Genomic DNA, 13,123 nt, shown 5'->3' with positions numbered 1-13,123 from the left:
AGAAGGCGAGTCGGGACACCGTGACGACGTCCATCGAAGCAAGGATCGCCGAGGAGCTCGGCGTACGCGAGCGACAGGTGAGGGCAGCCGTCGAGCTCCTCGACGGCGGTTCGACCGTGCCGTTCATCGCGCGCTACCGCAAGGAAGCGACCGAGATGCTCGACGACGCGCAGCTGCGCACCCTGGAGGAGCGGCTGCGGTATCTGCGCGAGCTGGAGGACCGCCGGTCGGCGATCCTCGACTCGGTGCGCGAGCAGGGCAAGCTGACGGCGGAGCTGGAGGCGAGCATCCGGGCCGCCGACACCAAGGCGCGCCTGGAGGACATCTACCTGCCCTTCAAGCCGAAGCGCCGGACGAAGGCCCAGATCGCCCGCGAGGCCGGTCTGGAACCGCTGGCGGAGGGGCTGCTCGCCGATCCCTCGGTCGAGCCGGCGGCCGCCGCCGCGGCCTTCGTGGACGGGGACAAGGGCGTCGCGGACGCCGCCGCGGCCCTGGAGGGCGCGCGGGCGATCCTCGCCGAGAAGTTCTCCGAGGACGCCGACCTCATCGGCGAGCTGCGCGAGCGCATGTGGGGCCGCGGACGGCTCGTGGCGAAGGTCCGCGAGGGGCAGGAGGAGGCGGGAGCGAAGTTCGCCGACTACTTCGACTTCGCCGAGCCCTTCACGGCACTGCCCTCGCACCGGGTGCTGGCCATGCTGCGCGGCGAGAAGGAGGACGTCCTCAGCCTGGAGCTCGAGCCGGAGGAGCCCACCGAGGGTCCTTCCTCGTACGAGGGGATCGTCGCGGGCCGCTTCGGCGTCGCCGACCGGGGCCGTCCCGGGGACAAGTGGCTCCAGGACACGGTCCGCTGGGCCTGGCGGACCCGCATCCAGGTGCACCTGGGGATCGACCTGCGGCTGCGGCTGCGGACGGCCGCCGAGGACGAGGCGGTCCGGGTCTTCGCGGCGAACCTGCGGGACCTGCTGCTCGCCGCGCCGGCCGGCACCCGGGCGACGCTCGGGCTCGACCCCGGTTTCCGTACGGGCGTGAAGGTCGCCGTCGTCGACGCGACCGGCAAGGTCGTCGCGACCGACACGATCTACCCGCACGTCCCCGCCAACAAGTGGGACCAGGCCCTCGAGAAGCTGGCGCGGCTCGCGAAGGAGCACGCGGTCGAGCTGGTCGCGATCGGCAACGGCACGGCCTCCCGCGAGACCGACAAGCTGGCGGGCGAACTCCTCGCCAAGCACCCCGAGTTGAAGCTGACGAAGGTGATGGTCTCGGAGGCCGGCGCCTCGGTCTACTCGGCCTCCGCCTTCGCCTCGCAGGAACTCCCGGACCTGGACGTGTCGTTGCGCGGCGCCGTCTCCATCGCGCGGCGGCTCCAGGACCCGCTGGCCGAGCTGGTGAAGATCGACCCGAAGTCCATCGGCGTCGGCCAGTACCAGCACGACCTGGCCGAGGTGAAGCTCTCGCGCTCGCTCGACGCGGTGGTCGAGGACTGTGTGAACGGCGTCGGCGTGGACGTCAACACCGCTTCCGCGCCGCTGCTTTCGCGGGTCTCGGGCATCAGCTCGGGCCTCGCCGAGAACATCGTCGCGCACCGGGACGCCAACGGCCCCTTCCGCTCCCGCAAGGCGCTCAAGGACGTGGCCAGGCTCGGCCCGAAGGCGTACGAGCAGTGCGCGGGCTTCCTGCGCATCCGGGGCGGCGACGACCCGCTCGACGCCTCCTCGGTGCACCCGGAGGCGTACCCGGTGGTCCGCCGCATGGTGAAGGCGACGGGCGGCGAGGTCGCGGCGCTGATCGGCGACACGGGCACGCTGCGCTCGCTGCGGGCGGACGACTTCGTCGACGAGACCTTCGGTCTGCCGACGGTGACGGACATCCTGCGCGAGCTGGAGAAGCCGGGCCGCGACCCGCGTCCGGCGTTCCGCACGGCCACCTTCAAGGAGGGCGTCGAGAAGATCGGCGACCTGGCGTCCGGGATGGTCCTGGAGGGCGTCGTCACCAACGTGGCCGCGTTCGGCGCGTTCGTGGACGTCGGCGTGCACCAGGACGGCCTGGTCCACGTGTCGGCGATGTCGAAGACCTTCGTCAAGGACCCGCGCGACGTCGTGAAGCCCGGCGACGTGGTCAAGGTGAAGGTCCTGGACGTGGACGTCCCGCGCAAGCGCATCTCGCTGACGCTGCGGCTCGACGACGAGCCGGGCGCGGACGGCCAGGGCGGTGCGCCCAAGCGCGACCGGGGCGACCGGGGCGAGCGCTCCGGTCGGCCGCCGCAGCAGCGCCAGGGCGGCGGCCGCCGCTCCGAGGGCGACAGGCGGAACGAGCGCGGGGACCGGGGCGGCAACCGGAACGACCGGGGCGGCCGGGACCGCTCGGCGGCGCCCGCGCCCGCGAACAGCGCGATGGCGGACGCCCTCCGCAAGGCCGGCCTGCTCGGCGAGGGCGGCGCCAAGCGCCGATAGAACCCGCAGGTCGGAGGCGGTTTCCGACCGGACTGCCGGAGTCGTCCCCGTACACCCCGACCGGGCGCGTGCGGGGACGACGCGCGTTCACCGGATGCTGAATCGGATCGTCCGTTTTTTCCATTGACGCGCGCAGGACAAGGCACCAAGATCATCTCCGGCCTCCGCGGAAGGTCGCACATGCTCCTGCTCCCAGAGGTAGAGACGACAAGATGAAGCGCATGATCGCGAAGGTGGCGGGCGTGTCCGCCGCCGCGATGACCATGGCCCTGGTCCCGCTCGCGGGCACCTCGTACGCCGCCGGCTGCTCCGGCTCCGGCTGCGACAACCTCGGCCCCGTCTCCCAGGCCTGCGACAAGGACGCCGTCACCAAGGTGTCCGTCTCCGACGGCATCGACAAGGCCGAGCTGCGCTGGTCGGCCACCTGTCAGGCCGGCTGGGTCCGCGTCACCGACCCGTACGGCCCCGACAACTGGTGGGACCACTACGGCTACGTCGAGAAGTGGCTGGGCGCCGGCACCGACTTCCAGCGCAGCCTCTCCGTGAAGATCCCCGACCCGGGTTCCGACTGGTCCAACATGCTCGGCGGCAGCAGCTACTACTACCGCGTGTGCCTCAAGGACACCGGCACGGGCAAGGTCAACTGCAGCACCTTCTGGTAGACCGCAGACCCCCGCGTCCGTGCGAAGAGGCCACGGCCCCCACGGGGCCGTGGCCTCTTCGCATTCGGTCCCCGTTACGGCAGGAAGCGCAGCGCCCAGTCGGCGCGGTTGGCGACGGCGAGGTCCCCGTCCTCCGTCATCGGCTGGAGGAGGCGGCGGGCCGTCTTCGGGTCCGCCTGGACCAGCTCGACGATCTCGGTGGCCAGCCCGTCCTGGTCGTCCCCGAGGTCGACGGCCGAGGCGCGGATCAGCGTCGGGAGGACCTCCGGGCCGCCGAGGGCGGCGAGGACGCCGCCGAGGAGCTCCCGGGCGTAGGCGTTCCGCTCGCCGAGGGCGCGGTCCAGCTCCTCCTGGAGGCGCGGCAGGAGACCGGCGTCGCCCGAGGCCGCGATCTCGTCGGCGAGGTCGATCGTCTCGTCCACGTCGGCGTCCAGATCGTCCAGCATCTCGGTCAGCCGGGTCAGTAGGTCGGTCATGGTGCCTCCTGGAATGCGCCGTCCACGAGGACCGGAACGGCGGTCGAGCGGTCGAGCTCGGCGGCCACGGCCACGTCCTGCGGAAAGCCGTACTCGTACAGTTCACGGCCCGAGTCGCAGCCGTGCAAGGCGGCGACCGGGTCCTCGGTCGCGTCCCACAGCGTGGCCGCCGCGGTCGCCTCCGGGGTCAGGGGGTGCGTGCCCCGCAGGGCGGAGAGCACGGCTCCGGCGCCCAGCAGGTCTTCGAGCGCCGGGCGCAGCGAGCCGTCGGGCCACCGCTCGCCGGAGGCGATGACGGCGAGCGGGCGGTCCGCCGTCCCGTACCCCTCGTCGACGAGCCGGCGGGCCACGGCCGAGTGGTTGCGCAGGGAGGCCGCGACGACCGCCGTGCCGCGCTCGGCGGCCTCCGCGGCGATGGTGGAGCCGTTCGGGGACGGCAGGACCAGACGCGGCGGCCTCGGGGCGGTGCGCAGGGCGGCCGGGGAGAGCGACCACGGGTGCGTCCCGGTGGCCTCGCGCCGGCCGACGGCGAGCACGGCGTCCTTCTCCCGCGCGTACGCGGCGGCCGTGGCGTCCCTCCAGCGGTACGGGAGGACGGCGGTGCCGCCCTCGACGGCGACGCCGACGGCCGTGGTGAAGGACAGCACGTCGACGACGACCACGCAGGCGGCCGCCGGGGCGAGGGCCCGCGCCCCGACGGGCCCCCAGCCGAAGGACACGGTCATCGCGGGCCCGCTCCGAAGGCGACCGGCACCGCGCGGAGACCCGTCGTCCCGGGCCCCCGTCCGCAGGGGACCGGCATCAGAGTTCGGTCACCTTGCCGTCGGCGACCTCGATGCGGCGGGTGGTGCGGACCGCGTCGAGCATCCGCCGGTCGTGGGTGACGAGCAGCAGCGTGCCGGTGTACGAGTCGAGCGCGGACTCCAGCTGCTCGATGGCCGGCAGGTCCAGGTGGTTGGTCGGCTCGTCGAGGACGAGCAGGTTCACGCCCCGGCCCTGGAGCAGGGCGAGCGCGGCGCGCGTCCGCTCGCCCGGAGAGAGCGTGGTGGCGGGCCGCAGCACGTGGACGGCCTTGAGGCCGAACTTGGCGAGCAGCGTGCGGACCTCGGCGGGCTCGGTCTCGGGCACGGCCGCGCAGAAGGCCTCCAGGAGCGTCTCCGTGCCGTGGAAGAGCTTGCGGGCCTGGTCGACCTCGCCGACGACGACACCCGAGCCGAGGACCGCGTCGCCGGAGTCCAGCGGGAGGCGGCCGAGGAGGGCGGCGAGCAGGGTCGACTTCCCGGCGCCGTTGGCCCCGGTGACGGCGACCCGGTCGGCCCAGTCGATCTGGAGGGTGACGGGGCCGAAGGCGAAGTCGCCGCGGCGCACCTCGGCCTCGCGCAGGGTCGCGACGACGGAGCCGGAGCGGGGCGCGGCGGCGATCTCCATGCGCAGCTCCCACTCCTTGCGGGGCTCCTCGACGACGTCGAGGCGTTCGATCATGCGCTGGGTCTGCCGGGCCTTCGCGGCCTGCTTCTCGCTGGCCTCGCCGCGCAGCTTCCGGCCGATCTTGTCGTTGTCGGTCGCCTTGCGGCGGGCGTTGCGGACGCCCTTGTCCATCCAGTTGCGCTGCATGAGGGCGCGCCCCTCCAGGGCGGCCTTCTTGTCGGCGTACTCCTCGTACTCCTCGCGCGCGTGGCGGCGTGCGGTGTCCCGCTCCTCCAGGTAGGCCTCGTAGCCGCCGCCGTACAGGGTGATCTGCTGCTGGGCGAGGTCGAGTTCGAGGACCTTGGTGACGGTGCGGGTGAGGAACTCGCGGTCGTGGCTGACGACGACCGTGCCGGCGCGCAGCCCCTTCACGAAGGCCTCCAGGCGCTCCAGGCCTTCGAGGTCGAGGTCGTTGGTGGGCTCGTCGAGCAGGAAGACGTCGTAGCGGGAGAGGAGCAGCGAGGCGAGGCCGGCGCGGGCGGCCTGGCCGCCGGAGAGGGCGGTCATCGGCTGGTCGAGGCCGACGGTGAGGCCGAGGGAGTCGGCGACCTCCTCGGCGCGCTCGTCGAGGTCGGCGCCGCCGAGGTTGAGCCAGCGGTCCAGGGTGGTCGCGTACGCGTCGTCCGCGCCGGGGGTGCCGTCGACGAGGCCCTGGGTGGCCTCGTCCATGGCGGCCTGGGCGGCGGCGACGCCGGTGCGGCGGGCGAGGAACTCCCGCACGGTCTCCCCCGCGCGCCGCTCGGGCTCCTGCGGGAGGTGGCCGACGGCGGCGGTGGGCGGGGAGAGCCTCAGCTCGCCCTCCTCCGGGGTGTCGAGCCCGGCGAGCAGCCGCAGCAGGGTCGACTTCCCGGCGCCGTTGACGCCGACGAGGCCGATGACGTCGCCGGGGGCGACGACGAGGTCGAGCCCGGCGAAGAGGGTGCGTTCGCCGTGGCCGGCGGCGAGGTCCTTGGCGACGAGAGTGGCAGTCATCAGGGAACGAATCCTAGGCGACGCGGCGACACGCCGGGGATTCGAGGAGCCGGAGCAGTACGGACCGGTAGGCGGCGGCTGGGAAGCGGTACGGGCCGACGCCGGGGTAGCCCTCGCGTACGGGGTCGGCGGCGGTACCGGTCTGCCAGGCGAAGTCCCGCCAGACGACGTCCCCGCCCTCGCGGGCGACGACGGCGGTGACCGCGCCGCAGCCGGGGTCCTCGCAGTCGGGGCAGGAGTGGATCACCTGGCGGGTGCCGTCGGCCAGGAGGAGCCGGTGGGCGTGCTCGGGGCGGACGGTGGGCGGGATGTCCGCCGCGAGGGGCGAGACGGTGCCGAAGCCCTCGGTCTCGTCGAGCCGGTGGAGCAGCGGCCTGCCGTCGACGAGGAAGTCGTGGTGGGGGTGGCCGCCGCCCGTCGGGTCGGCGGGGACGAGGGCGAGGGAGGTGTACGGGACCGGCATGACTCCAGTGTTTCCGCCTTCCGTGGCCGCGCCGTCCCGGAAATGTCATGGTCCCGGTACGGTCCCGGGCATGAAGAACGACGTGATCGTGGTGGGGGGCGGGGTCGTCGGCCTGGCGACGGCGACGCGGCTGGCGGAGCGCGGGCGTCGGGTACGGATCTGGTCCCGGGACGACCCGCGGGCGACGACCTCGGCGGTGGCGGGTGCCCTGTGGTGGCCGTACCGGATCGAACCGGCGGCCGAGGTCGGCGCCTGGGCGCTGAACTCCCTGCGGGTGTACGCGGATCTGGCCGGCGACCCGGAGCGGACCGGGGTCCGGTGGGTGGCCGGGGTCCACGCGGGCACCGAGCTCGGAGGTCTCGGTCCGTGGGCCAGGGAGGTCGAGGGGCTGCGGCAGTTGCCGCCGGAGGCGGTTCCGGGGCCGTACCGCACGGGGCTCGCGGCGCGCCTGCCGCTGATCGACATGCCGGTCCACCTGGCCTTCCTGCGGAGCCGTTTCGAGGCCATGGGCGGGATCTTCGAGCGGCACGGGATCAGCGACTTCGAGGAGGCGACGACGCAGGCGCGGGTGGTGGTCGACTGCACGGGGCTCGCGGCGCGGGAGCTCGTACCGGATCCCGGACTGCGGCCGGTGCGGGGGCAGTTGGTCCTGGTGGAGAACCCGGGGATCGAGGAGTGGTTCACGGCGGCGGACGAGTCGGCGGACGAGACCACGTACTTCTTCCCGCATTCCGACCGGCTGGTGCTCGGCGGGACGGCGGAGGAGGGCGACGAGCGGCTCGCCCCGGATCCGGCGACGGCGGCGGCGATCGTGGCGCGGTGCGCGCGGGTGCGGCCGGAGATCGCGGAGGCCCGGATCCTCGGGCACCGGGTGGGGCTGCGGCCCGCGCGGGCGGGCGGGGTGCGGATCGAGGCGGTGACGCCTCCGGGCGGCGGACGGCTCGTCCACAACTACGGGCACGGCGGCGCGGGGGTGACGGTCGCCTGGGGCTGCGCGGACGCGGCGACGGAGCTGGCGACGGCGATGCCCTGACGGCCGCGGGGCAGGACCGGGACGCCTGCGGGGCGGTTGCCGTCCTTTCGGATGGCAACCGCCCCGCGCGACGTACCGCTTCCTACTTCCAGAGCGGCGGCCTGCTGTTGTTGTCCGCGTCGGCGCACTGCTTGGCCCGGCGCTCCAGGGCGTCGGCGTGGGCGAGGGCCTTGCGGGCCTCGGTCGGGGCGCCGTCCCTCTTGAGTCGGGCGGCGCGGTCGCGCTCCTTGCGGGCGTCCGCCCGCAGCTTGCTGATGTTGCAGGTGACGGTCTTGGCGGCGGCCGGCTCGGCGGTCGCCGTCTGGCCGAGCAGCACGCCCCCGGCGAGCAGCGTCGTGGCGAGCAGGGCCGTCAGGGCGCGGCGCGCGGGCTTGGTGTGGCGCATGGTGGTTCTCCAACTCCAGGGCTGCGACAGCCCTTTCGAGGCATGGTCAGTACCGACCGGTAACTTTACCTCGGCAAATACCGGAATCGCGCCACACCGGGCCGGGGTCACCCGATCGTCAACACTCCTCCACAGGACTCCCACTGACGAGGTGATAGGTGGCCCGCGCGTCCAGGAGCAGCGGCACGAGCGCCCGCCGCGACTGGCGCAGCGGTACGAACGCCCCGGCGCCCTCCGCCCGTACGGTCACGCCGTGCAGGGCGAGTTCGTCGCCCACCTCGGCGTACTGGGCGGCGTCCAGGCGGTAGCCGCAGGGCGGGTCGGCGAGGATCTCCGCCGGCTCGGCCGGGTCGTTGTCGGCGCCGCCGAGGTAGACCGGGCCCCGGTCGGCGAAGCCGGCGGCCCGGGCGAGGGCGGTGGCCGCCGCGAGCGGCCCGCGCCGCTCGTCGAGGTAGGCGAAGGCCCCTTCCAGGGCGGCGTGCTGGGTGGCGACGCGGCGCCGGTGGTTGAGGGCCGGGTCGTCCTTCTCGGCCTGGTCGAAGGCGTTCACGCGGGTCTCGACGAGCAGTCCGACGGAGTGCTTGATGCCGGCCGTGTTGCGCAGGATCCGCTCCTGGCCGTCGCCGGCGACCTGCTTGACCGGCTCCCCCGTGATCGGGTCGGTCCAGATGCCGTAGATGCCGCTGCTGTACCCGGCGAGCCCGGCGGCGGGCCGGACGTAGGACTCCGAGAGCGTCCGGGACTCGTCGTGGACGCGCGGGTCCGTGTCGAGGCTGCGGGGCCAGAGGGCGAGCAGGTCCTTGTCGTAGTAGCGGGGGGTGGCGCCGTACTCGTGGAGGTCGTAGACGAGCGCGGGCTTCCGGTCGCGGAGGACGGCGGCGATCGCGCGCGCCTCGGCGGTGCGCAGGGCGAGGTGGTCGCGGTTGACGTCGACGCCGTCGCCGTTGCCCCGGGTGTCGGCCTCCCGGCCGTCGGGGTTCGCGGTGGGGACGACGAGGAGGGTGGTGCGGGCGAGGAAGCGCGAGGTCTCCTTGTCCCGGGCGTACGCGAGGTCGCGCACCGTGCTCAGGCAGGCCTCCCGGCCCGCCGGCTCGTCGCCGTGCTGGCTGCAGACGAGCAGCACGGTGGTGGCCCCCGTACCGAGGGTGGCGAGCCGCAGCGGGCGGCCCTGCCCGGTGGTGCCGATCCGGCGCAGCGACACCCGGTCGCTCCCCCGCTCGACGGCCGCGAGGAACGCGCTCTCCTCGGCCTCGCTCGTCCAGCGGGCGCCCCGGCTCTCCTCGAAGCCGGTGCGCGGGAGGGCCTGCGCGGGCGCGCTGTCCGCCGCCTTGGCGGGGACGGTGACGAGCGGCAGGGCGAGGGCGGCGGCGCCCACCGCGAGGGCGAGCGTCCGCCGGGAACTCCGCTTTCCGGTACGGGGGTTCATCGCGCCACCCCCGGGACCGGCAGGCGCGGGCCGGTGGCGGCGGCCGGCGGGACGGGGGCGGTCAGGGACGGGAGGCGGGTGGGCGACGGCAGGACCGGGGCCCGGCCCTTCGTCGCCCGCTCGAACGCCCCGGCGCCGCCGACCAGGGGCAGCTTCGCCCAGGTGCGGGCGAGGTCGAGGGTGAGGGTCGGGGTGGTCGACGGAGGATCGAGGAGGTCCTTGTCGGTGCCTCCGACGATCAGGGCGAGCCGGTGGCCGGCCGGGACGACGTGGTCGGCCGCGGCGAGGTCCAGGGTGAGGGTGTACGCCCTGCCGGGGGTCAGCGGGCGCCCCTCGCGCGGGTCGGCCCAGGTGCCGAGATCGGCCCAGCCCCGGCTGACGACGTCGTACGTGACGTCCGCCGTCCGGGCCGCCGTCTCCTTGAAGCAGGCGCTGTCGCCCGGTGTGCTCGCGCCCCAGCAGCTGCGGTCGGTGAGGGTGGTGATGCCCTCGCCCTCGGCCGTGTAGTCCCGGATCGTGGCGGGCCCGAGGTCGACGAGGACGGCGGTCAGGTGCGCGGTGGAGGTGGTGGGGGTCGCGGTGACCGTCACCTTCGAGGAGCCGGCGATCCGCAGGTCCCGGGAGAGCGGGCGGGTGACGAACCCGGCCTTCTCGGGGGTCGCGGAGTCGATCCGGGCGGCCCAGTCCAGCTCGCCCAGGCCCCGGTCGTCGGTGAAGGTCGCGGTGGAGCCGGGGGCGGCGTGCGCGCGGCCGAGGACGCCGGGGCCGGAGGCGGCACCGGGGGCGGGGCGCAGGGTGGTGGTCGTGGTGGCGCGCGGCGGCCACTGCCGGTCGGTGGTCCAGACGTCCGGGGCGCGCTCGACGTCGGCGGCGGGCTCCCGCTCGATGCCGTTGTCGTAGCCCAGGAGGTAGTGGTCGAACCAGCGGTGCAGGGTGTGGACCCAGTCGGCGCGCCGGTAGTCGAAGGGGTCGACGTGACCGGTCCGGGAGAGCCAGATCTTCCGCTCGACGCCGTGGGCGGCGAGCGCGTCCCACCACTGGCCGAACTGGCCGGCGCGCACGTTGAGGTCCTGCTGTCCGTGGACGACGAAGACGCTGGCCCTCACCTTGCCCGCGTCCTTCACGTAGTCGCGCTCGTCCCAGGCGGGGGTCAGGTCGCCGCTGTAGGGGGTGCCGGCGGTGACGCGGTCCTGGACGGCGCCGCAGCGGCCCTGGGCCTCGGGGCTGTTCACGTAGTCGGAGAGCCAGCTCGGGTTGGCGTCGTAGAGCGGGGCTCCCTGCGAGTGGAAGTAGTCGTACCAGGAGGAGATGGCGCCGATCGGAACGATCGTTTTCAGCCCTTCGACGCCGGTGGCGGCGACGCCGTTGGCGATGGTGCCGTCCCAGCTCTTGCCGATCATGCCGACGTTCCCGGTGGACCAGGCCGTGGCGCGGGCCGGGGTGTCCCCGGTGCGGGAGGTGTAGCCGCGGGCGCGGCCGTTCAGCCAGTCGACGACGGCCTTCGCGGACTGGACGTCGGAGCGGCCGCCGACGTCGTCGCAGCCGTCGGAGCGGTTGGTCCCGGCGAGGTCGACGGCGACGAAGGCGTAGCCGCGCGGGACGAAGTAGTTGTCGTAGAAGAGCGGGAACTGGACGGGGTCGCCGTCGGCGTCGTAGGTCTTCTTCTGGCTCTCGTTGCCGCGCCCGCAGCAGGCGTAGTACGGGCTGGCGTCCATGATGACCGGGATCCTCCGGCCGGCCGCCGCGGGCTCGCGGGGGCGCACGATGTCGACGGCGACCCGGTCGGCGCGCCCGTCGCCGTCGCCGTCGAGGCCGGTGTCCACCCAGACGGACTCACGGACGGCGTCGGCGTACGAGTGGACCGGGCGGGACTCGCGCACGAGGGGCGCGGCGGGCGCGGCCTGTTCCGGTTGTGCCCCGGCGGGGGTGACGAGGCTTGCGAACAGGGCGGCCGTGGCCGCGGACACGAGGGTTCCACAGGTCAGTCGGGCTCCGCGGGTTCTCCGCTTTCGCATCGGCATGCGCCGGAACGTACCCCGGTCAAGTCCCGTGCAAAAGAGTGCCGGAGGCATTCGGGTGGGATTCGGGTGGCGGAAGGTTCATGTCGGCCGAATGGCGATCGTGTGACAGGGGGTCCTCTGGACGTGACGGTGCGTCTGGAGGCTGAATAGGCTCCGAGTTAAGGACCGACGACCACCCGTGCGTCTTACGTTTCTTATGACTTGGGGAGCACCCGTGCACCGCAGACTCATCGTTCCGAGCGCCCTCGCGGCCTCTCTGCTGCTGGCGATCCCGGCATCGGCCGCCTCCTTCACCCCGGGCGCCCCGGGCATCGGCGACTCCTACTACCCCGCCAGCGGCAACGGCGGCTACGACGTCTCGCACTACGACCTGCGCCTGAAGTACCAGCCCGCGACGGACCTCCTGGAGGGCACGGCGACGATCCTCGCCACCACCACGCAGGACCTGTCCCGCTTCAACCTGGACCTCGGTCTGAAGGTCGGCGAGATCCGGGTGAACGGCCGCCTGGCGAAGTTCGCCACCTCGGGCGACCACGAGCTGGAGGTCACCCCGGCGAGCCCGCTGGCGAAGAACACGCCGGTCACGGTGGTCGTCCGCTACGCGGGCAAGCCCTCCGAGTTCAAGATCGACGGCTGGTCCGCCTGGGCCCGCACCCCGGACGGCGGTGTCGCCGCGCAGGAGCCGGACTCGGCCGTCTGGTGGTTCCCGTCCAACGACCACCCGCTGGACAAGGCCACCTTCGACGTGTCGGTCCTGGTGCCGGACGGCGTCCAGGCCATCAGCAACGGCGTGCTGCAGTCGCAGTCCTCGCGGCTCGGCTGGACCCGCTTCAACTGGCGCTCCAACAAGCCGCAGGCGACGTACCTGGCGACGCTCGCCGTCGGCAGGTTCGACATCACGACGGACAAGACGGCGAACGGGCTGCCCGTCCTCAACGCGTACAGCAAGGACCTCGGCGACAACGCGGGCGCGGCGCGTGCCTCGATCGAGCGCACGACCGAGGTGGCGGAGTGGCTGGAGTCGGTCTTCGGGCCGTACCCCTTCAACGCCCTCGGCGGCTACGTGCCCAACGTGACCAGCGGCTTCGCCCTGGAGACGCAGACCCGTCCGTTCTACAGCCCGCGGCAGTTCGCCAACGGCGCGAACGTGTCGGTGGTCGTCCACGAGCTGGCCCACCAGTGGTACGGCGACAGCGTGTCCGTGAAGGACTGGAAGGACATCTGGGTCAACGAGGGCTTCGCCCGGTACAGCCAGTGGCTGTGGTCGGAGAAGGAGGGCGAGGGCACGGCCCAGGAGCTGGCGGACTACGTGTACGCCACGCGGGCGGCCGACGACCCGTTCTGGACGGTGAAGCCGGGTGACCCGGGCGCCGACAACCAGTTCCACATCGCCGTCTACGACCGGGGCGCGCTGGCGCTCCAGGCGCTGCGCAACGAGGTGGGCGACGAGACCTTCTTCGCGATCCTGAAGGGCTGGCCGCAGGAGAACGCCTACGGCAACGCGCACGTGTCGGACTTCGTGAAGTACGCGGAGCGGGTCTCCGGCCGGCCGCTGGCCGGGCTCTTCGACACCTGGCTGTACCAGCCGTCGAAGCCGGCCGCCTCCTCGGCGACCGCGGCCGGCCTGTCCGCTCCCGCCGCGGCACCGTCGGGCCGCACCACCGCGAAGCCGGCGAAGCCCGCGCAGCCGAAGTCGTGGAAGAAGATCGCGGAGACGAACACGATCCACGACGACGCCCACCAGGGCCACGCCGGGCGCTGATCCGGC

The 13,123-nt window shown here is 73.6% G+C and carries 11 protein-coding genes; 4 read left to right on the top strand and 7 right to left on the bottom strand.

Features of this window, described 5'->3' with window-relative positions:
* The first annotated feature begins 20 nt into the window (after positions 1–20).
* Positions 21–2,450 carry a helix-hairpin-helix domain-containing protein gene (locus tag ACH4TP_RS11895; RefSeq protein ID WP_398437300.1) on the top strand — a complete coding sequence of 810 codons (2,430 nt, stop codon included), beginning with the start codon at positions 21–23 and terminating at the stop codon, positions 2,448–2,450.
* A 212-nt stretch (positions 2,451–2,662) separates the two neighbouring features.
* On the top strand, positions 2,663–3,112 hold the full coding sequence (locus ACH4TP_RS11890) for a DUF2690 domain-containing protein (protein WP_389230869.1): 450 nt from the start codon (positions 2,663–2,665) through the stop codon (positions 3,110–3,112).
* Positions 3,113–3,186: 74 nt separating this feature from the next.
* On the opposite strand, the gene ACH4TP_RS11885 is transcribed toward ACH4TP_RS11890, so the two are convergent.
* The 4 genes from ACH4TP_RS11885 to ACH4TP_RS11870 all read right to left on the bottom strand — a co-directional run bounded on the left by ACH4TP_RS11885 (position 3,187) and on the right by ACH4TP_RS11870 (position 6,490).
* The gene (locus ACH4TP_RS11885; protein ID WP_389230866.1) at positions 3,187–3,588 is read right to left on the bottom strand and encodes a hypothetical protein; all 402 of its coding nucleotides are present in this window, start codon (positions 3,586–3,588) and stop codon (positions 3,187–3,189) included.
* The gene (locus ACH4TP_RS11880) at positions 3,585–4,313 is read right to left on the bottom strand and encodes a 2-phosphosulfolactate phosphatase (protein ID WP_389230863.1); all 729 of its coding nucleotides are present in this window, start codon (positions 4,311–4,313) and stop codon (positions 3,585–3,587) included. The genes ACH4TP_RS11885 and ACH4TP_RS11880 overlap by 4 nt, the downstream gene beginning before the upstream one ends.
* Before the next feature lie 76 nt (positions 4,314–4,389).
* Positions 4,390–6,027, bottom strand: coding sequence for an ABC-F family ATP-binding cassette domain-containing protein (locus ACH4TP_RS11875; protein ID WP_398187225.1), 1,638 nt, complete (start codon positions 6,025–6,027; stop codon positions 4,390–4,392).
* Between the two features lie 13 nt (positions 6,028–6,040).
* On the bottom strand, positions 6,041–6,490 hold the full coding sequence (locus ACH4TP_RS11870; protein WP_398437297.1) for a hypothetical protein: 450 nt from the start codon (positions 6,488–6,490) through the stop codon (positions 6,041–6,043).
* A gap of 70 nt (positions 6,491–6,560) precedes the next feature.
* Between ACH4TP_RS11870 and ACH4TP_RS11865 the strand changes: the two genes are divergently transcribed.
* The gene (locus ACH4TP_RS11865) at positions 6,561–7,523 is read left to right on the top strand and encodes an FAD-dependent oxidoreductase (RefSeq protein ID WP_398437296.1); all 963 of its coding nucleotides are present in this window, start codon (positions 6,561–6,563) and stop codon (positions 7,521–7,523) included.
* Positions 7,524–7,605: 82 nt separating this feature from the next.
* Here the strand turns inward: ACH4TP_RS11865 and ACH4TP_RS11860 are convergent, their stop codons facing one another.
* The 3 genes from ACH4TP_RS11860 to ACH4TP_RS11850 form a co-directional block, all read right to left on the bottom strand.
* Positions 7,606–7,908, bottom strand: coding sequence for a hypothetical protein (locus ACH4TP_RS11860; RefSeq protein ID WP_389230851.1), 303 nt, complete (start codon positions 7,906–7,908; stop codon positions 7,606–7,608).
* 118 nt (positions 7,909–8,026) lie between these two features.
* Positions 8,027–9,334 (bottom strand): M14 family metallocarboxypeptidase, encoded by a 1,308-nt coding sequence (locus tag ACH4TP_RS11855; RefSeq protein WP_398192121.1) that lies wholly within the window; start codon positions 9,332–9,334, stop codon positions 8,027–8,029.
* The gene (locus ACH4TP_RS11850) at positions 9,331–11,355 is read right to left on the bottom strand and encodes a Xaa-Pro dipeptidyl-peptidase (RefSeq protein WP_398437294.1); all 2,025 of its coding nucleotides are present in this window, start codon (positions 11,353–11,355) and stop codon (positions 9,331–9,333) included. The genes ACH4TP_RS11855 and ACH4TP_RS11850 overlap by 4 nt, the downstream gene beginning before the upstream one ends.
* Before the next feature lie 214 nt (positions 11,356–11,569).
* Here ACH4TP_RS11850 and ACH4TP_RS11845 point away from each other — a divergent pair, with 214 nt between their 5' ends.
* Complete coding sequence (locus ACH4TP_RS11845) at positions 11,570–13,117, top strand: M1 family metallopeptidase (RefSeq protein ID WP_398437292.1); 1,548 nt, start codon at positions 11,570–11,572, stop codon at positions 13,115–13,117.
* Positions 13,118–13,123 lie beyond the last annotated feature (6 nt).

It is taken from the genome of Streptomyces sp. NPDC021012 (assembly GCF_044333355.1).
GTDB lineage: Bacteria > Actinomycetota > Actinomycetes > Streptomycetales > Streptomycetaceae > Streptomyces.
The sequence above is the reverse complement of the archived record's forward strand: the minus strand, read 5'-3'. Positions and strand labels throughout refer to the sequence as shown.